This is a genomic window from Massilia terrae (assembly GCF_024753145.1).
Lineage (GTDB): Bacteria > Pseudomonadota > Gammaproteobacteria > Burkholderiales > Burkholderiaceae_D > Telluria > Telluria terrae.
Window position 1 is genome coordinate 582,583 of the sequence record NZ_JANUGU010000001.1, and the last position, 20,986, is coordinate 603,568.

17 protein-coding genes are annotated in these 20,986 nt (G+C 67.2%); 13 read left to right on the forward strand and 4 right to left on the reverse strand.

Annotated features, from left to right (window positions below; genetic code table 11):
- Positions 1-146: 146 nt before the first annotated feature.
- A complete protein-coding gene (locus NX778_RS02705) occupies positions 147-884 on the forward strand; it encodes a helix-turn-helix transcriptional regulator (protein ID WP_258810138.1) in 738 nt (245 codons plus the stop codon).
- Here the strand turns inward: NX778_RS02705 and NX778_RS02710 are convergent.
- Complete coding sequence (locus NX778_RS02710) at positions 859-1,128, reverse strand: helix-turn-helix domain-containing protein (protein WP_370661301.1); 270 nt, start codon at positions 1,126-1,128, stop codon at positions 859-861. The genes NX778_RS02705 and NX778_RS02710 overlap by 26 nt on opposite strands.
- A 157-nt stretch (positions 1,129-1,285) precedes the next feature.
- Between NX778_RS02710 and NX778_RS02715 the strand changes: the two genes are divergently transcribed.
- The 5 genes from NX778_RS02715 (at position 1,286) to recD (ending at position 14,051) form a co-directional block, all read left to right on the forward strand.
- Positions 1,286-1,870 (forward strand): acyl-homoserine-lactone synthase, encoded by a 585-nt coding sequence (locus NX778_RS02715; protein ID WP_258810139.1) that lies wholly within the window; start codon positions 1,286-1,288, stop codon positions 1,868-1,870.
- A gap of 114 nt (positions 1,871-1,984) precedes the next feature.
- Positions 1,985-4,951, forward strand: a complete 2,967-nt coding sequence (locus NX778_RS02720; RefSeq protein ID WP_258810140.1) for a CHASE domain-containing hybrid sensor histidine kinase/response regulator family protein — start codon at positions 1,985-1,987, stop codon at positions 4,949-4,951.
- A gap of 186 nt (positions 4,952-5,137) precedes the next feature.
- The gene (gene recC / locus NX778_RS02725; RefSeq protein ID WP_258810141.1) at positions 5,138-8,521 is read left to right on the forward strand and encodes an exodeoxyribonuclease V subunit gamma; all 3,384 of its coding nucleotides are present in this window, start codon (positions 5,138-5,140) and stop codon (positions 8,519-8,521) included.
- A complete protein-coding gene (recB, locus tag NX778_RS02730) occupies positions 8,518-12,138 on the forward strand; it encodes an exodeoxyribonuclease V subunit beta (RefSeq protein ID WP_258810142.1) in 3,621 nt (1,206 codons plus the stop codon). The genes recC and recB overlap by 4 nt, the downstream gene beginning before the upstream one ends.
- Complete coding sequence (gene recD, locus NX778_RS02735; protein ID WP_258810143.1) at positions 12,135-14,051, forward strand: exodeoxyribonuclease V subunit alpha; 1,917 nt, start codon at positions 12,135-12,137, stop codon at positions 14,049-14,051. Before recB ends, recD begins: the two co-directional genes overlap by 4 nt.
- 136 nt (positions 14,052-14,187) lie before the next feature.
- Here recD and NX778_RS02740 read toward each other — a convergent pair whose 3' ends face one another.
- On the reverse strand, positions 14,188-15,066 hold the full coding sequence (locus tag NX778_RS02740) for a serine hydrolase (protein ID WP_258810144.1): 879 nt from the start codon (positions 15,064-15,066) through the stop codon (positions 14,188-14,190).
- Between the two features lie 208 nt (positions 15,067-15,274).
- Positions 15,275-16,288, reverse strand: a complete 1,014-nt coding sequence (locus NX778_RS02745) for a sulfate ABC transporter substrate-binding protein (protein WP_258810145.1) — start codon at positions 16,286-16,288, stop codon at positions 15,275-15,277.
- Positions 16,289-16,555: 267 nt separating this feature from the next.
- On the opposite strand from NX778_RS02745, the gene NX778_RS02750 reads away from it, so the two are divergent.
- The 4 genes from NX778_RS02750 to NX778_RS02765 all read left to right on the forward strand — a co-directional run bounded on the left by NX778_RS02750 (position 16,556) and on the right by NX778_RS02765 (position 18,640).
- Positions 16,556-17,017 (forward strand): GNAT family N-acetyltransferase, encoded by a 462-nt coding sequence (locus NX778_RS02750; RefSeq protein ID WP_258810146.1) that lies wholly within the window; start codon positions 16,556-16,558, stop codon positions 17,015-17,017.
- A gap of 68 nt (positions 17,018-17,085) precedes the next feature.
- On the forward strand, positions 17,086-17,814 hold the full coding sequence (locus NX778_RS02755) for a YcbK family protein (protein WP_258810147.1): 729 nt from the start codon (positions 17,086-17,088) through the stop codon (positions 17,812-17,814).
- Positions 17,815-17,897: 83 nt separating this feature from the next.
- Positions 17,898-18,185: a DUF378 domain-containing protein gene (locus NX778_RS02760; protein ID WP_258810148.1), complete on the forward strand. Its 288-nt coding sequence runs from the start codon at positions 17,898-17,900 to the stop codon at positions 18,183-18,185.
- Positions 18,186-18,187: 2 nt separating this feature from the next.
- Positions 18,188-18,640, forward strand: a complete 453-nt coding sequence (locus NX778_RS02765; protein ID WP_258810149.1) for a metallophosphoesterase family protein — start codon at positions 18,188-18,190, stop codon at positions 18,638-18,640.
- Position 18,641: 1 nt separating this feature from the next.
- Here NX778_RS02765 and NX778_RS02770 read toward each other — a convergent pair whose 3' ends face one another.
- Positions 18,642-18,857, reverse strand: a complete 216-nt coding sequence (locus NX778_RS02770; protein WP_258810150.1) for a DUF3460 family protein — start codon at positions 18,855-18,857, stop codon at positions 18,642-18,644.
- Positions 18,858-18,925: 68 nt separating this feature from the next.
- Between NX778_RS02770 and NX778_RS02775 the strand changes: the two genes are divergently transcribed.
- The 3 genes from NX778_RS02775 (at position 18,926) to NX778_RS02785 (ending at position 20,950) form a co-directional block, all read left to right on the forward strand.
- Positions 18,926-19,375, forward strand: a complete 450-nt coding sequence (locus NX778_RS02775) for a hypothetical protein (RefSeq protein WP_307727895.1) — start codon at positions 18,926-18,928, stop codon at positions 19,373-19,375.
- An 87-nt stretch (positions 19,376-19,462) separates the two neighbouring features.
- Positions 19,463-20,278 carry a cystine ABC transporter substrate-binding protein gene (locus NX778_RS02780; protein ID WP_258810151.1) on the forward strand — a complete coding sequence of 272 codons (816 nt, stop codon included), beginning with the start codon at positions 19,463-19,465 and terminating at the stop codon, positions 20,276-20,278.
- 9 nt (positions 20,279-20,287) lie between these two features.
- A complete protein-coding gene (locus NX778_RS02785) occupies positions 20,288-20,950 on the forward strand; it encodes an amino acid ABC transporter permease (protein ID WP_258810152.1) in 663 nt (220 codons plus the stop codon).
- The last annotated feature ends 36 nt before the right edge of the window (positions 20,951-20,986 follow it).

The following is a 20,986-nucleotide window of genomic DNA, read 5'->3' on the forward strand; positions in this document are numbered from 1 at the left end:
TTGGCGCGGAAGCAGTATTGTTTAGTTTCTGTAGGGCAACTTAACGTGGCCAAAGCGCCTCAGGAAATAATATAAAAATTGTAATTCTTGATGCAGTCTGCTTACATCTCATCTAGCATTAAAGAAAACATTGCCTACTTTGCCACATGGTGCAGACCGAACAACTGATCGACTTGCTTGAGAGCAAGGATGACGCCGCCTGGAGCCGGGCGCTGTTTGCGCTCGCGCGCTCTTGCGGCTTCGATCATGTCTTGTACGGGGCGGTACCGTCGCGCCATGCCAAGTTCGAGAACGCTTTCCTGGTCAGCAATTATTCAGCGGCGTGGCGGGAACGCTACGATGCCGACCGGCTGGCCTATGTCGATCCCACCGTCACCCATTGCCTGTCGAGCAGCCTGCCGATCGTGTGGCAGCCGGACGCGTTTTCCGGGGCCGCCCCACGTGCCCTGTACGAGGAAGCGTGCGGCTTCGGCATCCGTTCCGGGGTGACCCTGCCGGTGCATGGCCCGAACGGCGAGTTCGGGGTGCTCAGTTTCGCGTCGGACGCCGCGGCCGACGGCAAGGCGGTGGGGGAGATCCGGGGCCGGATCGGCGACCTGGCCCTGATCCGCGACTATGCGCTGGAATCGTCGCAGCGCCTGATGATCCCGCGCCAGCCAGCCGAGATTGCTCCCAAGCTGACCCGGCGCGAGCTGGAAGTGCTCAAGTGGGTGATGGCGGGGAAATCCTCCTGGGAGATTTCCCGCATCACCGATTGCTCAGAAGCGACCATCAATTTCCACATGGCCAACGTGCGGCAGAAATTCAATGTGAATACCCGCCAGCAGGCCGTGGTCAAGGCAATTGCCCTCGGCCTGATTATTCCTGAAGGTCCCCATCGTTGAGCTTGCCGTTGACATAGAGCTTCAGCAAGATCGCCACCGGCGCCGGGATCGACAGCCCGGTCTCGAACCGGCTCCCGCTCGACTGGGTGACGCCGAAGCGGCCCCAGAACTTCTCTTGGCTCTCTCGCTTGCTGATGCGCAACTGGCGCAGGTCGGCCAATTGTGATCGCACGGCATCGGCGTTGATGCCGATCGTTGCACTCTGCTCGTCCATTCTTGCCTCGGAAACAAAATCTTTATCCATGATATTCACCTTTCGAGGAAATATGCAATTAGCAAGTATTTCACTTTGGCGATTTATATCTACCTAGCAAGCCTGCTAGTTCAGTTTCCCCCGATTTTGGCCGACACTTCGTATGCACCTTGCATATTCCGATGTCAACAAAACAATGGGGGATGTCATGGCACTGCAGATCGAAATCGCAGCACGGCGGGAATTCAAATCGAAAGACCTGTGGGAGATGCATGCATTGCGGGCGAAAGTGTTCAAGGGCCGGCTGGGCTGGGAAGTGCCGGTGCTGTCGGGGATGGAAATCGACGGCTACGACGCGCTCGAACCGCTGTACATGATGATGCGCGAGGCCGGCGGCAGCCTGCGCGGGTGCTGGCGCGTGCTGCCGACCGAAGGCCCGTACATGCTCAAGGATTCCTTCCCCGAGCTGCTGCACGGCGCCGAGGCGCCGTCCGATCCGCGTATTTACGAGCTGTCGCGCTTCGCGATCGAGACCGAGGACTGCGGCCCGTTCGGCTTCTCCGAGATCACCATGGAGTCGATCGCGGCGATCATCCGCTACGGCCATGAGGCCGGCCTGCGCCAGTACGTCACCGTGACCACCACCGCCATCGAGCGCATGCTGCGGCGCGCCGGCGTGGTCACGCACCGCCTCGGCGAGCCGGTCAAGATCGGCATCGAGACCGCGGTCGCGCTGTTCGTCGAAATCGAGCCGACCTGCGAAGCCCTGTTCGACACCCGGCTGGCGTCCTGACGGCGCGCGCTGCTTGGCCATGCGGGAGCGGGCACGCTCAAGGTGCCGTGCCGCGTCCCGCCGGCCTGCCATATACTTGTGGCTTTTGGCGCCGAGCCAGCCACGAGTCCACCGATGCCGCCTCCGATTACCAGCAGACTGCAACCGCGCCGCACCCGGGCCGGCTCCAATGTCCTGCTGTGGCTGGGCGGGCTGCTGCTGGCGCTGCTCGTCGGTGCGCTGCTGTTCGTGGCCACCGAACGCCAGCTGCACAAGGACGCCCGCCTGCGCTTCGAGAACCGCGCGCGCGCCACCCAGCAGCGCATCGCGGCCAGCATCAACCTGTACACCACGGTGGTGCGCGGCCTGTCGGCCCAGTTCGCGGCATCCGACATGCTCTCGCGCGCCCAGTTCCGGCGCTATGTCGCCGCGCTCGACCTGCAGCACAGCGCACCGGCCATCGACGCGGTGTCCTGGGCGCGCTACGTGCCGGACAGCGAGCGCGAAGCCTTCATCGCTTCCGTGCGCGCCGACCGCAGCGTCGATCCGGCCGCTTATCCGGACTTCACGATCAAGCCGCCAGGGCGCCGCGCCGGCTACAACGTCATCACCTACATCGAGCCCTTCGAGCCGCTGGCCGACAAGTTCGGCGTCGACATGTCGGCCAACCCGCTGATCGAGCATGCGCTGGCGGTGGCGCGCGACACCGGCGGCATCAGCGCTTCCGGCCAGCCGGTGCAGGTCGCGGGGCCGCACCCGCACATCGGGCTGGGCATGCGCCTGCCGGTGTACAGCGGCGGCGGCCTGCCGCCCGACGTGGCCAGCCGGCGCGCGCGCTTCCTGGGCACGGTCGGCATCGGGTTCTCGGTGCCGGGGCTGATCGAGCAGGCGCTCGGCCGTCCCGGCGAACACTCGCTCGCGCTGGCGCTGTACAGCGCGGCGCCCGGCGGCCGGCCGGGGCCTCCCGCGCCGGGCGATCGCCTGCTGTACCGCAGCGAAGGCAGCGGTGCGCCGCAATTCGAGACCGTGCTGCCAGTCGACTTCAATGGCCAGCTGTGGAAGCTGCTGGTGTTCGCGCGCCGGGGCGACCTGTACGTGGGCGTGGACCGCAGCATCCCGTGGCTGGCGCTGGCCGGCGGCTTCGTCGCCACGCTGCTGGTGTACTGCCTGTTCCTCCAGTTCTACTGCTCGCGCCGCAAGGCCGTCGAACAGCGCGCCTTGCTCGACTCGGTGCTCGACAACGTCGACGCCTATGTGTTCATGAAGGACCGCGCGCGCCGCTACCTGTACGTCAACGCCCGGACCGCGGCCGCGTTCGGGCGCAGTGCGGAAGAGGTGGTCGGGAAGCTCGACAGCGAGATCGTGCCGGCCCGCCAGGCCGACAAATACTGGAGCCACGACCAGGCCGTGTTCACCGACCGATGCCGCCTGGCCGAGCAGCGCGAATTCGTCGACCACGGGGGCAAGATGCACCAGTTGTGGCGGGTCGCGGTGCCGGTTGAGGTGGACGGGCAGGTGGTGGCGATGCTGGGCGTGGCCACCGACATCACCGAACTGCAGGAGCTCAAGGCCAGGGCCGATGCCGCCAGCCGCGCCAAGAGCGAGTTCCTGTCGAATATGAGCCACGAGATCCGCACGCCGATGAACAGCATCATCGGCATGACCGACCTCGCACGCGGGCTGGCGCACGACGCCCGCTTGCGCGGCTACCTCGACCGCATCCACCACGCCGGCCAGCACCTGCTGGGGATCATCAACCGCCTGCTCGATTTTTCCAAGATCGAATCGGGCAAGCTGGAGCTGGAACTGCTCGACGTCTCGCTCGACCGCCTGATGCGCAACGTGGCCGGCCAGCTGGGCGAGGACGCCGCGGCCAAGGGGCTGCGCCTGCAATTCGACGTCGATCCGGCGCTGCGCCGTCCCCTGCGCGGGGATCCGCTGCGGCTGGAGCAGGTGCTGCTCAACTTCGTCGGCAACGCGATCAAGTTTTCCGGACATGGCACGGTGCAGGTGCGCGCCCGGCCGCTGGCCGGCGGCGGCGCCGATACGCTGGTGCGCTTCGAGGTGCAGGACGAAGGCATCGGCATCGACCCGGCCGAATTGTCCAAATTGTTTACCCCGTTTCACCAGGCCGATGCCTCGATCACGCGGCGCTACGGCGGCACCGGGCTGGGGCTGGTGATCAGCAAGCAGCTGGCCGAGCTGATGGGCGGGGAGGCCGGCGTCGAGAGCGTGGCCGGGCAGGGCAGCCTGTTCTGGTTCACCGCGCGCCTGGGGCAGGCCAGCGGCGGCGACGATGCGGCGCCGGCGGCCGCGGCTTCGCTCGATGCCGTGCGCGTGCTGCTGGTCGAGGACAATGTGTTCAACCAGGAGGTCGCGCGCGAATTGCTGGAACGCGCCGGTGCGAAGGTGACGCTGGCGGGCAATGGCAGCGCGGCGCTGGAGCTGCTGCGCCGCGAGCGCTTCGACTGCGTGCTGATGGACTTGCAGATGCCGGTGATGGATGGACTGGAAGCCACGCGCCGCATCCGCGCCGATCCGGCCCTGCGCGACATGGTGGTGATCGCGATGACCGCCAACGCCAGCGTCGAGGACCGCGCACGCAGCCTGGCGGCCGGCATGAACGACTTCGTCGCCAAGCCGGTGGACCCGGCGCTGCTGGCCGACACCATCGCACGCTGCCTGCGGCACGCCCCGGTGGCGGGGCCGGCGCCGACAGCCAGGCCGTACGCGCCGGCAGGAGCGGCAGCGCTGCTCGATACCACGGTGCTGGCCGCGACCGTGGGCGAGGACCGCGACCAGATCCGCAAATACCTGTTCCTGTTCCTCGACGCCGCACGCGAAGGGATGGCCGAGATCGACGTCGCGCTGGCCGGCGCCGACCTCGCGCGCGCCGGCGCGGTGGCGCACCGTATCAAGTCTTCGGCGCGAACCGTGGGCGCCACCACTTTCGCCGCAGTGTGCGCCGAACTGGAAGCGCAACAGTCGCGCGCGGCACTGGCCCAGGCTCGCGCGCTGACGGCCCGCCTGCGCGGCCTGCACGCACGCCTCGAACGCCACATCGCCGCCGAATACGGCGTCCGCGCGGCCGACCAGCGTTAAAGGCGCGGCCGCCGCTGGCACGCCAGCCCGGCTGGGCCAGGCGCCAAGCCAGGCGTAGCAACAACGGGCTTCCGATCGCGATGATTATCGGTCTTGCAATCCAGGTGTGCCCCGGGCGCGGCCATCACTACCATATGGAGGCCGAAGATAGTATCCTGTGCCCCCAAGCTGCCCAACCATACGCCCATGCCCCAACCCCTCACTCCCGGCTTGCTGATTTTGCACGGGAACCAGATGGAACTGTTGCGCGAAGCCGTGTTCGACTGGCTGCGCAGCCATCCGCTCGGCCCGCTTGAAACGGAGACCATCCTGGTGCAGTCGAACGGCGTGGCGGAATGGCTCAAGATCGCGCTTGCCGGCCATCTGGGCGTGTGCGCCGCGACCCAGGTGGCGCTGCCCGCGCGCTTCCTGTGGCAAGCCTATCGCGGCTTGCTGGGGCAGGAGCAGGTGCCCAGGATTTCCCCTTTCGACAAAGGCCCGCTCACCTGGCGCCTGATGCGCCTGTTGCCCGCGCTGCAGGCGCAGCAGGTGTTCGCGCCACTCGCCCACTTCCTCGGCGATGGCGACCCGGAACGCCGGCTGCAGTTGGCCGAACGCCTGGCCGACCTGTTCGACCAGTACCAGGTCTACCGCGCCGACTGGCTGGCCGACTGGGAGGCCGGCCGCGACCAGCTGCGCCGCCCCGGCGTCGATCCCGTGCCGCTGCCGCCGGACCAGCTGTGGCAGGCGCAGCTCTGGCGCGCCGTCCACGACAGCCTGGAGCCGGCGCTGCGCGGCACCGGCCGCGCCACCATCCACGAACGCTTCGTCGCCGCCAGCCTGGCCGGCGCCGAGCCTGCGGGCCGCCTGCCGCGCCGCGTCGTCCTGTTCGGCATGTCGGCGCTGCCGTACCAGACCTTGCAGGCGGTGGCCGCGCTGTCGCGCTATACGCAGGTGCTGCTGGCCGTGCCCAATCCCTGCCAGTTCTATTGGGGCGACATCATCGAGGGCCGCGAACTGCTCAAGGCCGCGCACCGGCGGCAGCAGCTGCGCGGCGGGCGCAACCTGGCGCACGTCCCGGTCGAGGAACTGCACGCGCACAGCCATCCGCTGCTGGCGAGCTGGGGACGGCAGGGCCGCGATTTCGTGCGCATGCTCGACGAATTCGACCAGCAGGACAGCGAGCGCTTCGGCAAGCTGCGGGTCGACTTGTTCTCCGATGGCGAGAGCGGCACGCTGCTGTCGCAGGTGCAGGGCGCGGTGCGCGACCTGCTGCCGCTCACCGAGCATCCCCTGGCGCCGCCGGCGCCGGACGACCGCTCGATCGAATTCCAGGTCGCGCACAGCGTCCAGCGCGAGGTCGAGGTGCTGCACGACCAGCTGCTGGCGATGTTCGCGCAAGATCCCACGCTGCGTCCGCGCGACGTGGTGGTGATGGTGCCCGACATCGACGTGTTCACCGCCGCCATCCACGCCGTGTTCGACCAGCACAAGCGCAGCGATCCGCGCTACATCCCCTTCGAGATCGGCGACGTCAAGGACCGCAGCGTCAATCCGCTGCTGGTCGCGCTGGAATGGCTGCTGCGCCTGCCGCAGCAGCGCTGCCGCCAGAGCGAGGTGCGCGACCTGCTCGATGTGCCGGCGCTGGCCGCGCGCTTCGGGCTGGCACAGGACGACCTGCCGACCGTGGGCCGCTGGATCGACGGCGCCGGCGTGCGCTGGGGCCTGGACCGCGAACACCGCGACGGCCTGGGACTGGGCGCGGCCGGCGAGCAGAACGCCTGGATGTTCGGCGTGCGCCGCATGCTGCTCGGCTACGCCAGCGGCGCCGGCGCCAGCTTCGGCGACATCGAGCCCTATCCCGAAGTCGGCGGCCTCGATGCCGAGCTGGCCGGATCGCTGGCGCAGCTGGTCGAATCGCTGCTGGCCTGGCGCATCACGCTGGCGCAGCCGCATCGCCCGGCCGAGTGGGGCCAGCTGGCGCGCGAGCTGATGGCCGCGTTCTTCAAGGCCCACGACGAGACCGATCGCCTGATGCTGGCCAACCTCGACAAGGCGCTGCGCGACTGGATCGAGCTGTGCGAGAACGCCGGCTTCGACGAAGCGGTGCCGCTGGCGGTGCTGCGCGAAGCCTGGCTCGGCCAGGTCGACGAGCCGACCCTGAACCACCAGTTCGTGTCCGGCGGCGTGACCTTCTGCACGCTGATGCCGATGCGCGCGGTGCCGTTCCGCGTTGTCTGCCTGCTCGGCATGAACGACGGCGACTTCCCGCGCCGTGCGCAACAGGCCGACTTCGACCTGCTGGCGCAGGCCGGCATGCACCGTCCGGGCGACCGTTCGCGCCGCGACGACGACCGCTACCTGATGCTGGAGGCACTGCTGGCCGCGCGCGACAAGCTGTACGTGAGCTGGGTCGGCCGCAATGTGCGCGACAACAGCGAGCAGCCGGCCTCGGTGCTGGTGTCGCAGCTGCGCGATTACCTGGTCGCGGGCTGGAAGCTGGATATCGATGCGCTCACCACTGTGCATGCGCTGCAGCCCTTCAGCCGCGTGTATTTCGAAAGCGGCGGCCTGCCGACCTACGCCGGCGAGTGGCGCGCCGCCCACGCGGCTGAAGCAGGGGAGGCAGAGCAGCCGCTGGCGCCTTACGAAATCGAGCAGGACTACAGCCTCACACTGGCCGAACTGGCGCAGTTCGTGCGCCAGCCGGCCAAGCACTTCTTCCGCCGCCGGCTGGGCGTTTCGTTCGCCGAAGAAGACGTGGTGGGCGAGGACGAGGAGCCGTTTGCGCTGGACGGCCTGCAGCGTTATTCGCTGGAAGACCGCCTGCTGCACGACGCCGGCAATCCGCAGCCCGATGAGGACGTGGCGGCCACCTTGACCGCCTGCGCGGCGAGCCTTGGCCGCCAGGGCCTGCTGCCGATTGGCCGCGTCGGCCGGCAATGGCAGGTCGGCCTGGTGCGCGACCTGGTCCCGGTGCGCAGCGCCTGGATCGAGCTGGTGACCCGGTATCCCGCGCCCGCGCCCAAGTTCCCGGTGGGACTGGAATGCGATGGCATCAGGCTGGACGACTGGATCGACCACCTGCGCACCGGCGTGCTCGATACGGCCTGGTTGATGCAGATTTCGTCCAAGGTGCTGGACCGCGGCGGCGCGCCGCGCGGGGACAAGCTGATCGGCCCGTGGCTGCGCCAGCTCGCGGCCGCGGCCTGCGGCACGCCCGTCGCCGGCTTCATGGTCGCGCGCGACGCGGTGATCGAGATGCGCCCGCTGGAGCCGTCGCGCGCGATGACGGAGCTGGCCGCATTGATCGCCCTGTGGCGCCGCAACCTGGACGCGCCGCTGCCGCTGGCCTGCAAGACGGCGCTGGTCTACCTGCAGGGCGGCGATCCGCGTTCCGCCTACGAAGGCGGGTTCGAGCGACCGGGCGAGGTCGAACAGGAGCAGTGCCTGGCGCGCCTGTGGCCCGATTTCGCGGCCCTGGCCGCGAGCGGCGAATGGGCCGGGCTGGCTGCTGCTGCCTACGGCCCGCTGGTGCGCTGGATGGAAGAAGACATCAAGGTTCGCGTGCACGTGGAGGTGACGGAATGAGCGAGAACCTCGTCCCGCTGACTTTCCCGCTGCACGGCTCGCGCCTGATCGAGGCCAGCGCCGGCACCGGCAAGACCTGGACCATCGCCGCGCTCTACCTGCGCCTGGTGCTCGGGCATGGCGGCGAGGCGGCGCATCCACGCCCGCTGCTGCCGTCCGAAATCCTGGTGATGACCTTCACCCGCGCCGCCACGCGCGAGTTGTCCAACCGCATCCGCGAGCGGCTGGTGCATGCGGCTGCGTACTTCCGTGGCGAAGACGTGCAGTCCGATCCGCACCTGGAGCAACTGGCCGCGGCCTATCCGGGCGAGGCCGAACGCCGGCAGGCTGCTTACCGGCTGGTGCTGGCCGCCGAAACGATGGACGAGGCGGCGATCTTCACCATCGACGCCTGGTGCCAGCGCATGCTGCGCGAGCACGCCTTCGACAGCGGCAGCCTGTTCGACGAAGAACTGCTCGGCGACGAGCGCGCGCTGTTCGAGGACGCCGCCCACGACTACTGGCGCCAGCAGGTCTATCCGCTGGACGACGAGGCGCTGGGCGCGGTGCTCGGCTGCTGGGCCGACGTCGAGGTCCTCAAGCGCGGCGTGCGCGAGCTGGTGCCACGCTGGGAGGCATTCGGCACGCCGGTCGACGAGCCGCTGGCCGCACTGGTGGTCCGGCTGCAGGCCGCTCACCTGGCCGACCTGGCCCGGCTCAAGCAGGGCTGGCTTGAACGCGCCAACCAGATGGAGCAGTGGATCGCTCAGCAGCGCGAGCGCAATCCCAAGTGCTTCAACGGAAACAAGATGCGCCCGGACTCGCTGGCCAAGTGGTTCGATGCGCTGCGCGCGTGGGCGCATGACCGCCACATGCTGGCGCCCGACCTGAGCGACACGGCGTGGAGCCGGCTGACCCCGGGCGGCATCCGCGACGCCTTCAGCAAGGATTACCGCAGTGACATCCCCGCGTGGTTTGAAGAGACCCAGGGATTGCGCACCGAGCTGGCCAGGCTGCAGCCGCTGTCGCACGCGCTCTTGCGCCACGCGGCACAGCATATCGCGCAGCGGATGGCGGCCCTCAAGCGCCGCAACCGCCAGTTCGGTTTCGCCGACATGCTGCACCGGCTGCGCGATGCGCTGGAAGGCGCCAACGGCGACGCGTTGCGGCGAAGGATCGTGGCGCAGTATCCGGTCGCGCTGGTCGACGAATTCCAGGACACCTCGCCCGACCAGTACCGTATCTTCAACCTGCTGTACCGCGTCGCCGCCAACGATCCGGCGCTCGGCCTGTTCATGATCGGCGACCCGAAGCAGTCGATCTACGGCTTCCGCGGCGCCGACATCCACAGCTATCTGGCCGCGCGCCGCGCCACCGAGGGGCGGCACTACAAGCTCGGGACCAACTACCGCTCGACGCAGGGCATCGTCGCTGCCGTGAACCGCCTGTTCATGTATGCCGAAGGGCGCTACGGCTCGGGCGCATTCCGCTTCAGGAAGGAGCACGAGAACCCGCTGCCGTTCGAGGAAGTGCAGGCGCAGGGGCGCAAGGAAGAACTGGTCGGCGTCGACGGGCCGTACCAGGCGCTGGCCGTGTGCTGCTTCGACCGTGAGGATATGAAGGCCGAGGCCTACCGCGACTTCTTCGCTCACCACTGCGCGGAGCACATCGTCACGCTGCTCAACGATCCGCGCGTCGGCTTCGACAAGGAGGGCAGGTTCCGGCGCCTGGTCCCGGCCGACATCGCGGTGCTGGTCCGCGACCGCAACGAGGCCAGCGCGATCCGGCGCGCGCTCCAGCAGCGCAAGGTGGCCAGCGTGTATTTGTCGGACAAGGATTCGGTGGTCGAAAGCGAGGAAGCGAGCGACGTGCTGCGCTGGCTGCGCGCGGTCTCCAATCCGCTCGACGGCCGCTTGGCGCGCGCCGCGTTCGCGACGTCCACCGCGCGCCTGCCGCTGCCCGAACTGGCGCGCCTGGCCGCCGATGAAGCGGCGTGGGAAGAGCGGGTCGAGCAGCTCAAGGCCCTGCACATCACCTGGCAGCGCCAGGGCGTGCTCGCGATGCTGCGGCGCTTCGTCCACGAACTGCAGCTGCCAGCGCGGCTGCTGTCCGAAGCGGGCGGCGAACGGCGCCTGACCAACCTGCTGCACCTGGCCGAGCTGCTGCAGGAAGCCAGCCGCGAACTGGATGGCGAGCAGGCGCTGGTGCGCTGGTTCGCCGAACAGGTCAAGGGCGCCGGCGAGGGCGGCGACGAGCGTGTGCTGCGCCTGGAGAGCGATGCGGAGCTGGTCAAGGTGGTCACGGTGCACAAGTCCAAGGGCCTCGAATATCCGCTGGTGTACCTGCCGTTCGCGGTCACCGCGCGCAAGGTCGAGGGTGCGCGCCGCAGCTTCGTCGAATTCGTCGGCGCGGACGGCGCCCGCAAGCTCGACCTCGCGCTGGCCGACGAGGCGCTGCTGATGGCCGACCGCGCGCGACTGGAGGAAGATGTGCGCCTGCTGTACGTCGCGCTGACGCGGGCGAGTCATTTCCTCTGGCTGGGCGTGGCTTCGCTGGCGGCGCGCAAGAAAGGGCAGAACCGCCTGCATGAATCGGCGCTGGGCTACCTGCTCGGCGGCGACGACCCGATCGCGGTGACCGAGCTGCGCGAGCGCTTCGGCCAGCTGCGCGGCGAGGTCGACGACATCGAGCTTCATGCGCTCGATGCGCCGGAAGGCTGCACCATGCTCGACCGCGTGGAGGAGCGTCCGGCACTGGTCGAGACGCCGGTCTACGATGCCAGCTTCGAGCGCGACTGGAGCGTCGGTTCCTTCACCTCGATCGCACGCCAGGCCAGCGCGGCGCCGGTGCGCGCGCAGGACGAAACGCTGCTGGAGGAGCCGGACGCCGTGGCCGTGCCGTCCACCGTGGACGACCTGCCGTGGCACCGCTTCCCGCGCGGTTCGGTGCCCGGCAACTTCCTGCACGAGCAGCTGGAGTGGATGGCGCAGGAGGGCTTCGCCATCGTCCACGACCAGCATTTCGACAGTCGTTTCACCCAGCGTTGCGATCGCGCCGGCTGGGCCAACCGCAAGGACGATGCGCTGGAGTGGCTGCGGGTGGTGACCACCACGGCGCTGCCGCCGCTGGGCGCCGCGCTGGCCGACATCGACCAGCCGCTGCCGGAAATGGAATTCTGGTTTCCGAGCGAGCGGCTGGCGGTGGGTGAACTCGACCGCGCCTGCCGCGAGCGACTGCTGGGCGGGATCGACCGCGCGGTGCTGCCGGAGCGCGAATTGCACGGCATGCTCAAGGGCTTTGCCGACCTCGTGTTCGAGCACGAGGGGCGCTACTGGGTGCTCGACTACAAATCGAATGCGCTGGGCGTCAACGATGCCGCCTACACGCGGCGCGCCATGGCGGGCGGGATGGCCGCGCACCGCTACGACATCCAGGGCGCGATCTACATGCTTGCGCTGCACCGCCTGCTCAAGAGCCGCCTTGGCGACGCTTATGATCCGGCGCGCCAGCTGGGCGGCGCGGTCTTCCTGTTCCTGCGCGGGATCGGCAACGCCGCCACGCGCGGCTGCTACCTGCTGGAGCCGGATATCGAACTGCTCGACCGGCTCGACCAACTGCTTGGAACGGAGACCGCATGACGGACGCATTGTGGAGTGAAGTCACGCGGCTGACCGAAGCGGGCGAGCTGCGGCGCCTGTCCGGCGCGTTCGCGCGCTTCTGTGCTTCGCTTGGCGCCGCCTCGCCGGCCGTGCTGCTGGCCGCGCTGGCACTGTCGGAAATGGAAGGGCAGGGCCACAGCTGCCTGCCGCTGGCCGACCTGGCGGCGGGACCGGGCGAGCTGCTTGGCTGGCCGGAGGGGCAGTGGCAGACGCTGGCCGGCACGGCAGGCCCGCTGCCGAAAAACGCCAAGGCATGGCGCGCCGAACTGGGCGCCTGCGAGCTGGTGTTCCAGGCCGGCGAATTCGATTACGGCGAGCCGCTGGTGCTGGACAGCGACCGCCTCTACCTGCGCCGCTACTGGCGCGACGAGATGGCGGTGGCCGATGCGATCCGCGCCCGCGCCCAGGACACGCACGAGGTCGACACGCCCGAGGTGCGGCGCTGGCTCGACCTGCTGTTCGCCTCGCATCGCGCGGCCGAATCGCCGGACTGGCAAAAGCTGGCTTGCGCGATCGCGCTGCGCGGCTCGGTGGCCGTCATCACCGGCGGTCCGGGCACCGGCAAGACCTACACCGTGGCGCGCTTGCTGGCCCTGCTGCTGGCGGTGGCGGGCGAGGACGCGGGCCGGCGCCGCATCGCTTTGGCCGCGCCGACCGGCAAGGCGGCCGCACGCCTGAAGCAGTCGATCGACAAGGCGCTGGGCGACCTGGCGCAGCGGGTCGGCGATGCGCTGCCGCTGCGCGCGCTGGCGGACCGCATGGGCGCGGCGCGCACCCTCCACAGCCTGCTGGGCGCGCGTCCGGACAGCCGCGCGTTTGCCCACCACGCGGGCAATCCGCTCGACGTCGACGTGCTGATCGTGGACGAGGCTTCGATGGTCCACCTGGAGATGATGGCCGCGCTGCTCGGCGCGCTGCCGGCAGGGGCCACGCTGATCCTGTTGGGCGACAAGGACCAGCTGGCATCGGTGGAGGCGGGCGCCGTGCTCGGCGACCTGTGCCACGATGCGCAGGCCGGCAACTACAGCGCGGCCACGCTGGCGTACGCGCAGGCCGCGAGCGGCGAGGCGATCCCCGGACAGTTCTCGGGCGCCGGCGGACCGCTGGCCCAGCAGACCGTGATGCTGCGCCACAGCCGGCGCTTCTCAGGGCCGATCGGGCAGCTTGCGCTGGCGGTCAACGCCGGAGACGCCGACGCGGCCGACCGTGTGCTGCGCGCCGGCGATGGCCCGGTGCGCTGGATGGAGAACGCGCACCCGGCGCAGGCCGTGGCGCTCGGCGTGGCGGGCTATCGCGGCTATCTGGAACTGGTCAAGGCCGGTCCCGGCGCCGGCATCCACGAGGACTGGGTGCGGCAGGTGCTGCAGCGCTTTGAAGCTTTCCGCATCCTGTGCGCGGTGCGCGAGGGCGACTGGGGCGTCGCGGGGCTGAACACGGCGATCGAGGAGAAGCTGGAAGCGGCGCGCCTGATCCGCCGCGGCGGCGAGTGGTATGTGGGCCGGCCCGTGATGGTGACGCGGAACGATTACGGCACGCGGGTGTTCAATGGCGACATCGGCCTGACGCTGCCGGATCCTGAGCGCCCCGGTTCGCTGCGCGTGTACTTCCTCGAAGGCGATGCGGTGCGCAGCGTGCTCGCGACGCGCCTGCGTGACGTGGAGACGGCGTATGCGATGACGGTCCACAAATCGCAGGGTTCGGAGTTCCGGCACACGGTGCTGGTGTTGCCGCAGGACCGTGGCGGCATCGTGACACGCGAGCTGGTCTACACCGGCATCACGCGGGCGAGCGAGGAGTTCACGCTGATCACGCCGGCGGGAGCAGGGCTGGCCCAGGCGATCGCGCGGCGCACCCATCGCGCCAGCGGCTTGCGTGAGCTGCTGGGCTCATAGCCTTTCGCACCTCCTTACACCTCTACCGTCGTTCCCGCGTTCGCGGGAATGACGGTAACCATGTAATCGGCGCTACGACTACCAGCGACGAAAAAAAAGCCCGCATCGCGCGGGCTTTGTCATTGGATCCAGCGAATCAGTTGTGCCGGCGCTTCTTTGCGCGACGCACATGATGGCGCGTCGACACGGCCTTGGCGCGCGGCGCCGCGTTCGCGGTCGTGGTGCTGTCGCCCAGCACATAGCGGCGGATGTTCAGCGCGTCCAGCATGCGCACCGACGAAGCGCCCGCGTTCAGCAGCACCAGCGTCGCGTTCTTGCCGGCGGCCTTGACCTTCATGATCAGGCAGCGGCCCGCTTCCTGGGTGTAGCCGGTCTTGGACAGGCCGATATCCCAGCCCTTGGCGCCGACCAGGCGGTTGGTGTTGTGGTACTCGACTTCGCGGCCCTTGATGCTGATGAGGTCGCGCGGATCCGTGGTGATGCGCGTGATCTCCGGGTAGCGCGAGGCGGCGGTCGCCATCTTGACCAGGTCTTCCGCGGTCGAGCGGTTGGCCGGATTCAGGCCGGTCGGCTCTTCGATCGCGGTGTTGGTCATGCCGAGGGCGATGATCTTGTGCTTGACCGCGGTCTTGAACGCCTCGATGCCGCCCGGGTAGGTGCGGGCCAGCGAGGCGGCGGCGCGGTTGTCGGACGACATCAGCGCCAGCTGCAACACGTCGCGGCGGGGGATGGTCGCACCGACCGGCACGCGCGAGGTACTGTGCTTGAGGGTGTCGACGTCGGCCTTCTCGATCTCGATTGGCTCGTCCATGTCCTGCTTCGCGTCCAGCACGACCATGGCGGTCATCAGCTTGGTCAGCGAGGCGATCGGCACGACACGGTCGGCGTTCTTCTCGAGCAGGACTTTGCCGGTGTCGTCTTCGACCACCAGCACCGATTGCGAGCCGAACGGCACCGCGGTAGCGGCAGCGGCGGTCATCGACAGCAATGCCGCGGCGAACAGTTTTTTCATCATGGTCTGGTAAACGGGCAAATCGCTGTCGGGGTTGACAGCGGAAACTATGTGGCTGTGGGGAAACTTCTACAGTTCAGAAGATACCACCGATTTGTAACGTATGTCTATGGCGCACAAGCAAATTTTCCCTTTTATGCCGAAAGGACAAAAGAAAAAGGCCCCGCGAAACCGTCGGAGCCCTTTGTTCGGCCGGCGGTGCCGGCAGCGATTATTTCGACTGGTAGATCTTGTCGAACTCGCCGCCGTCATCGAAGTGCGTTTTCTGGGCTTTTTGCCAGCCGCCGAACAGCTCGTCCACGCTGAACAGCGTGATCGGCTGGTAGTTGGCCGCGTATTTCTTCATCACCGCCTGGTTGCGCACGCGCAGGAAGTGCTTGGCGCCGATTTCCTGGCCTTCCGGGGTGTACAGGAAGTTCAGGTAGGCCGTCGCCTCCTTGCGCACGCCCTTGCGGTCGACCACCTTGTCGACCACGGCCACCGGCGACTCGGCCAGGATCGACACCTTCGGGTAGACCACGTCGAAGTTGCCGCCGAATTCGGCGCGCACAAGGTTCACTTCGTTTTCAAATGTAACCAGCGCATCGCCGATCTGGCGCTGGGTGAAGGTGGTGGTGGCGGCGCGGCCGCCGGCGTCCAGGATCGGCACGTTTTTGAAGATGCCCTTCACCAGCTCGCGCGCCTGCGCCTCGCTGCCGCCTTTCTTGAGCACCGAGCCCCAGGCCGCCAGGTAGGTGTAGCGGCCATTGCCCGCGGTCTTGGGATTCGGGATCACCACTTGCACGCCCGGCTTGGCCAGGTCCGGCCAGTCATGGATGTTCTTCGGGTTGCCTTTGCGCACCAGGAACACCATGGTCGAGTAATACGGGGCCGCGTGGTCGGGGAACTTCTTGGCCCAATCCTTCGAGACCAGTCCTTTGTCGGCCAGGAAATCGATATCGTTGGCCTGGTTCATCGTTACCACCGAGGCTTCCAGTCCGTCGGCGACCGCGCGCGCCTGCTTGCTCGATGCCGCGTGCGATTGCTTGATGGTGACGGTCTCGCCGGTCTGCTTCTTGTACTCCGCCACGAAGGCGGGGTTGATGTCCTTGTACAATTCACGCGCGACGTCGTAGGAAACGTTTAACAGCTCGACGTCGCGGGCGTTGGCAGACAGGGGCAGGGCGCTGGCAAGCGCGGCGGCGAGCAGCCAGCGGCGCAGGGAAGACGTGGTCGTGGTGGTCATATTCTTCTCGCTATCAGGACGGTGAAAACAATTCATGTTCCGTAAATTCGCGCACAAACGGAACAATAGTTTTGTCATATGCTTAGAAAAGCGCAGGCATGCATATGTCTGGATATGCATGGGCTCAGAGCGGCTTTGCGAGCTTAGGTGTATAGTTCGCGGCGTCGGCCGAAGCCTGACCGGTTTATCGTTTTTTGTTTTCTTGGAACAATGGGTATTGAAATTCGACAAGCATTGCCAACCGATGCGCAGGCAGCCTGCCATCTGTTGCGCCGATCGATCGCCGAGGGCTGCGTGCCGGACCACGGCGACAATCCCGGCATCCTCGACGCTTGGCTCGGCAACAAGACCGCGCAGAATGTCGCCACCTGGTTTTCCACGCCCAGTAATTATGCCGTGGTCGCCGTGCGCGACGGCGCACTGGTCGGCCTCGCCCTGCTGACCGCCGCGGGCAAGGTGGCCCTGTGCTATGTGCTGCCCAATGCCGTGCGCAGCGGCATCGGCCGCGCGATGCTGGACGGGCTGGAGCAGAAAGCGCGCGCCTGGGACATCGGCCGCCTGCACCTGCAGAGCCCGCCGTCGAGCAGCGCCTTCTTCGAGCGCCACGGCTACACCAATGCCGGCAAGGAAAAGGCCTGTTTCGGCCTGGAGTGTGACCTGCTGTGGAAGAGCCTCAAGTGCACCGATCCCGCCCAGCGCAAGCGTTTCTGCAATTGCAGCGGTAAATAGCCTGCCGTCATCTTTTTTCCGTGCTCACCTTGCGCTATAGTAAGCGCCTCGAATTGATGAGTACGCTCATGGCTTCACGCAGAGAATTTCTCCAGCAGGGCATGCGCCTGTCCGCGCTCGGTGTCCTGTCCACGCCGCTGATCGGGTGCGCCAGTGCCAGCACCCGGGCCCATCCGGTCCAGGCCGCGCAGAAAGCGGTCCCGCAACAAACCGCCGGGCGCGAACCGGCCGCGCCGGCCATCAAGGTGGCCGACAGTGGCACCACCAGCCTGGCCCCGCCGCCCGACCTGTTCGATGCCCAGATGCTCGACCTCGACTTCTGGGTCAAGCCGCGCACCCTGACCCTGGTGCGTCCGCAAAGCAACGAGAAGACCAAGGTGCTGTACTGGAAGGACGGCGAGGTGATCGACACGGCTTACCAGGAGTTGTGCCACATCCTGCGCGACGTCAACGGCAAGGCCACGATCCCGATCGACCCCAAGCTGCTGGAAACCCTGTGGGCGACCCAGGCCTTCATCGCCCGCTACGGGCTGGAACAGCCACTGGAAATCTTGTCCGGCTACCGTACCCCGGCCTCCAACAAGCGCCTGATCGAACAGGGCGTGCCGGCGGCGCGGCAGTCGCTCCACATGTCCGGCCGCGCGGCCGACATCCGCATTGCCGCCTTGAACGAGGAAGTGCTGGGCGGACTGGTGCAGAGTTTCCGCAAGGGCGGCGTTGGCTTCTATTATCGTTCCGGCGCGAAAGGTGGCTGGATTCATACGGATACGGGCCTGAATCGTAGCTGGAAAGGCTGACGCCAAGCCGAACTTGCGCGAAAATTTGCTGTCACAAGCCGGATCGGCCAGAAGGCTGGTCCGCCGTTTCCAGGAGAACAGTGATGGCAACTTTGAACGCACACACCATAGACCGGCGCCAATTGCCGGAACGCCGCGTAGCACTACGCGAGGGCAATTCCGTCATGTCGGCAGTCGACTACGTCGCGATGGTGCTCCTGATCATCGGCGGCCTCAACTGGGGCATGGTCGGGCTTTTCAATATCGACGTGGTCTCCACCATCTTCGGCGCCGAAAGCCCGCTGTCGCGCGTCATCTTCGTGCTGGTGGGCGTGGCCGCGCTGTACTCGATCTACCTGTCGGCCAAGATGGCGACCAGCAGGCGGCACTGAGCTTGCGCATCGGCCTCATTTCGGACACCCATGGGCTGCTGCGGCCGGAGGCGCTGGCCTTCCTGGCTGGCGCCGACCACATCGTCCACGGCGGCGACATCGGTGGCCCGGACATCCTCGACCGCCTGCGCGCGCTGGCGCCGCTCACCGTCGTGCGCGGCAACAACGACAGCGCGGACTGGGCGCGCGCGCTGCCGGACACCGCCTTGTTGCAGGTGGATGGCGTGGCGGTCTACGTCGTCCACGACCTGAAGACGCTGCCGCGCGATCCCGCCGCGGCTGGCGCCCGCGTGGTGGTGTCGGGACACTCGCACAAGCCGGTGCAGCGCGAGGACAGCGGCGTCCTGTACGTCAATCCGGGCAGCGCCGGTCCGCGCCGTTTCAGCCTGCCGATCTCGGTCGGCGAATTGCTGGTCGCCGGCGGCACGGTGCAGGCCCGCATCGTCATGCTCTAAACTACTCGTAGTAATAGCTGCCCGGCTTCAGCGGCACGTCCGCCTTCTGCTCCCGCTCCAGTTCGTCGAAATCGACGTGCTTATCCCACAGCAAGTACCAACCCTGTTGCTGGCCCTTTTCCATGTCCGGATGCTGCCGCTGGTAGCCGTTGATGAAGCTGGTGAATTCGGAAACGTAGCCGCCGTGCTGCGGCCGGTAGGTCTGCTGGAATTTCATGACAGGGCCCTCCCATGTGGCGGCCCGCGCGCGCAACCGCTCAGTTCGGGATGGCCGCGGGCGCCGAAATGTCTTACGATACAGCGCTTCCAGTTTTCCTGCCGTACCACATGAACCTGCCCGACACCGACAAGCCCCGTTTCCGCCCGCGCCCCTGGGATGCGCTGGTGTCGCCGCAAGACGTCGAATTGTGGATCGAAGAGCACAACCAGGCGATGCAGGAGTTGATCAGCCCGAAGGAAACCGGCGCCGGCATCCGCTTCAGCCTCGCCGTGGGCGGCGCCATCACCATGCAGACCGCCGCCGACGCCGTGATCCTCGACGTCGAGCCCGACGCCGAATGGGTGGCCCCGCTAATCATCGCCGCTACCGGCGCCGAACAGCCCAAGGGCCAGATATGGATCCTGCCCGCCGACCGGCTGGTGCAGCTGATCCTCGGCTTGTCGAGCCTGGTCGAAAGCACGATCCTCGTCACCGGCCACAACTTCGGCGCCCGCGCGCGCATGGCCTGGCGCTAAGACTTTGTATTGACGGAATATTTCTTTCGCACAATCACGTTTTTCGGTTATAACAACGCATTCAGCATTTCGTGTAACGGTGATGCCATGCGAAAGAACTCCCTGAACACTCTCCGCCGCCGCGCACTGGCGGCCGGCGCCCTGTTGCTGGCGGCTGGCTTCGCCGTGCCCGCGCACGCCGCCGACCTGCTCGACACCGTCAAGGCGCGCGGCACGCTTCGGATCGCGATGGAGGGCACCTATCCGCCGTTCAACTACAAGGACAAGAAGACTGGCCAGCTGACCGGCTACGACGTCGAAGTGGCGCGCCTGCTGGCCGCGCGCATGGGGCTCAAGCCCGAGTTCATCAGCACCGAGTGGTCGGCGATCCTGGCCGGCCTGGGGGCGGGCAAGTACGACGTCATCGTGGCCCAGGTCGGCATCACGCCCAAGCGCGAGGCCACCTTCGATTTCTCGGTGCCGTACACCTATTCGATTCCGCAACTGGTCGTGCGCAACAACGACACCACCACGTACAAGACGCTGGCCGACCTCAAGGGCAAGAAGGTCGGCGTGGGGCAGGGCACCGTGTTCGAGCAGCAGCTCAAGGCTGCGCCGCCCGGCATCGACATCAAGAGCTACCCGGCGACGCCGGAAACCCTGCAGGACCTCGCTTTCGGCCGCATCGACGCGGCGCTGCAGGACAGTCTCATCGTCAATTACCTGGTGAAGACTTCGCATCTGCCGCTGCGTGGCGCCGCACGCCTGGGCGATATTTCGCGCATGGGCATCCCTTTCCAGAAAGGGAATCCCAAATTCAAGGCTGCGCTCGACAAGGCGATCGAGGACGCGCGCGCGGACGGCAGCCTGAAGCAGCTGTCGATGAAGTGGTTCGGTACCGACGCCAGCCGCCCCGCAGAATAAAGGCGTTTGATGGACCTGATTGAATTGCTGCGCGAAGCGGCGCCGGTGATGCTGACCGGCGCCGGCTACACCCTCCTGTTTGCCGTTGCCGCCATGCTGGGCGGGCTGGTGCTGGGATTCCCCATCGCCGTGATGCGCATCGCCCCATGGGCGCCGCTGCGCTGGCCAGCGGCGCTGTACGTCAGCATCATGCGCGGCACGCCGTTGCTGGTGCAATTGTTCGTGATCTATTACGGCTTGCCCAGCGTCGGCATCGAGTTCACGCCGGTGACCGCCGGCATCCTGGCGCTGTCCCTGAACGCCGGCGCCTACCTGTCTGAAAGCCTGCGCGGTGCGATCCACAGCATCGGCGTGGGGCAGTGGCGCGCCAGTTTTTCGCTTGGCCTGAGCTATGGGCAGGCGCTGCGCTATGTGGTGTTGCCGCAGGCCTTGCGGGTCGCGGTGCCGTCGATGAGTAATACCTTGATCAGCCTGATCAAGGACACCTCGCTGGTGTCGGTGATCACGATGACCGAGCTGATGCTGGCCACCAAGGAAGTGATTGCGACGACGTTCCAGCCGCTGCCCTTGTACATTGCGGCGGCTGCCATCTATTGGGTTCTGAGCCTGATCTTCGAGCAGGTGCAGCGCTATACCGAGCAGCGCCTCAACAGGGCGCACCAGCAACACTGATCAAGGAAAATGGGGTTCCCGCTTCCGCGAGAACCC

Bases quoted from the DNA above. Each gene is read 5' to 3' on its own strand.
- NX778_RS02715 (WP_258810139.1), top strand. From the start codon at position 1,286: ATGGCACTGCAGATCGAAATCGCAGCACGGCGGGAATTCAAATCGAAA.
- NX778_RS02720 (WP_258810140.1), top strand. From the start codon at position 1,985: ATGCCGCCTCCGATTACCAGCAGACTGCAACCGCGCCGCACCCGGGCC.
- NX778_RS02745 (WP_258810145.1), bottom strand. From the start codon at position 16,288: ATGACCACCACGACCACGTCTTCCCTGCGCCGCTGGCTGCTCGCCGCC.
- NX778_RS02755 (WP_258810147.1), top strand. From the start codon at position 17,086: ATGGCTTCACGCAGAGAATTTCTCCAGCAGGGCATGCGCCTGTCCGCG.
- NX778_RS02740 (WP_258810144.1), bottom strand. From the start codon at position 15,066: ATGATGAAAAAACTGTTCGCCGCGGCATTGCTGTCGATGACCGCCGCT.
- recD (WP_258810143.1), top strand. From the start codon at position 12,135: ATGACGGACGCATTGTGGAGTGAAGTCACGCGGCTGACCGAAGCGGGC.
- NX778_RS02705 (WP_258810138.1), top strand. From the start codon at position 147: ATGGTGCAGACCGAACAACTGATCGACTTGCTTGAGAGCAAGGATGAC.
- NX778_RS02710 (WP_370661301.1), bottom strand. From the start codon at position 1,128: ATGGATAAAGATTTTGTTTCCGAGGCAAGAATGGACGAGCAGAGTGCA.
- NX778_RS02760 (WP_258810148.1), top strand. From the start codon at position 17,898: ATGGCAACTTTGAACGCACACACCATAGACCGGCGCCAATTGCCGGAA.
- recC (WP_258810141.1), top strand. From the start codon at position 5,138: ATGCCCCAACCCCTCACTCCCGGCTTGCTGATTTTGCACGGGAACCAG.
- NX778_RS02785 (WP_258810152.1), top strand. From the start codon at position 20,288: ATGGACCTGATTGAATTGCTGCGCGAAGCGGCGCCGGTGATGCTGACC.
- NX778_RS02780 (WP_258810151.1), top strand. From the start codon at position 19,463: ATGCGAAAGAACTCCCTGAACACTCTCCGCCGCCGCGCACTGGCGGCC.
- NX778_RS02775 (WP_307727895.1), top strand. From the start codon at position 18,926: ATGTCTTACGATACAGCGCTTCCAGTTTTCCTGCCGTACCACATGAAC.
- recB (WP_258810142.1), top strand. From the start codon at position 8,518: ATGAGCGAGAACCTCGTCCCGCTGACTTTCCCGCTGCACGGCTCGCGC.
- NX778_RS02770 (WP_258810150.1), bottom strand. From the start codon at position 18,857: ATGAAATTCCAGCAGACCTACCGGCCGCAGCACGGCGGCTACGTTTCC.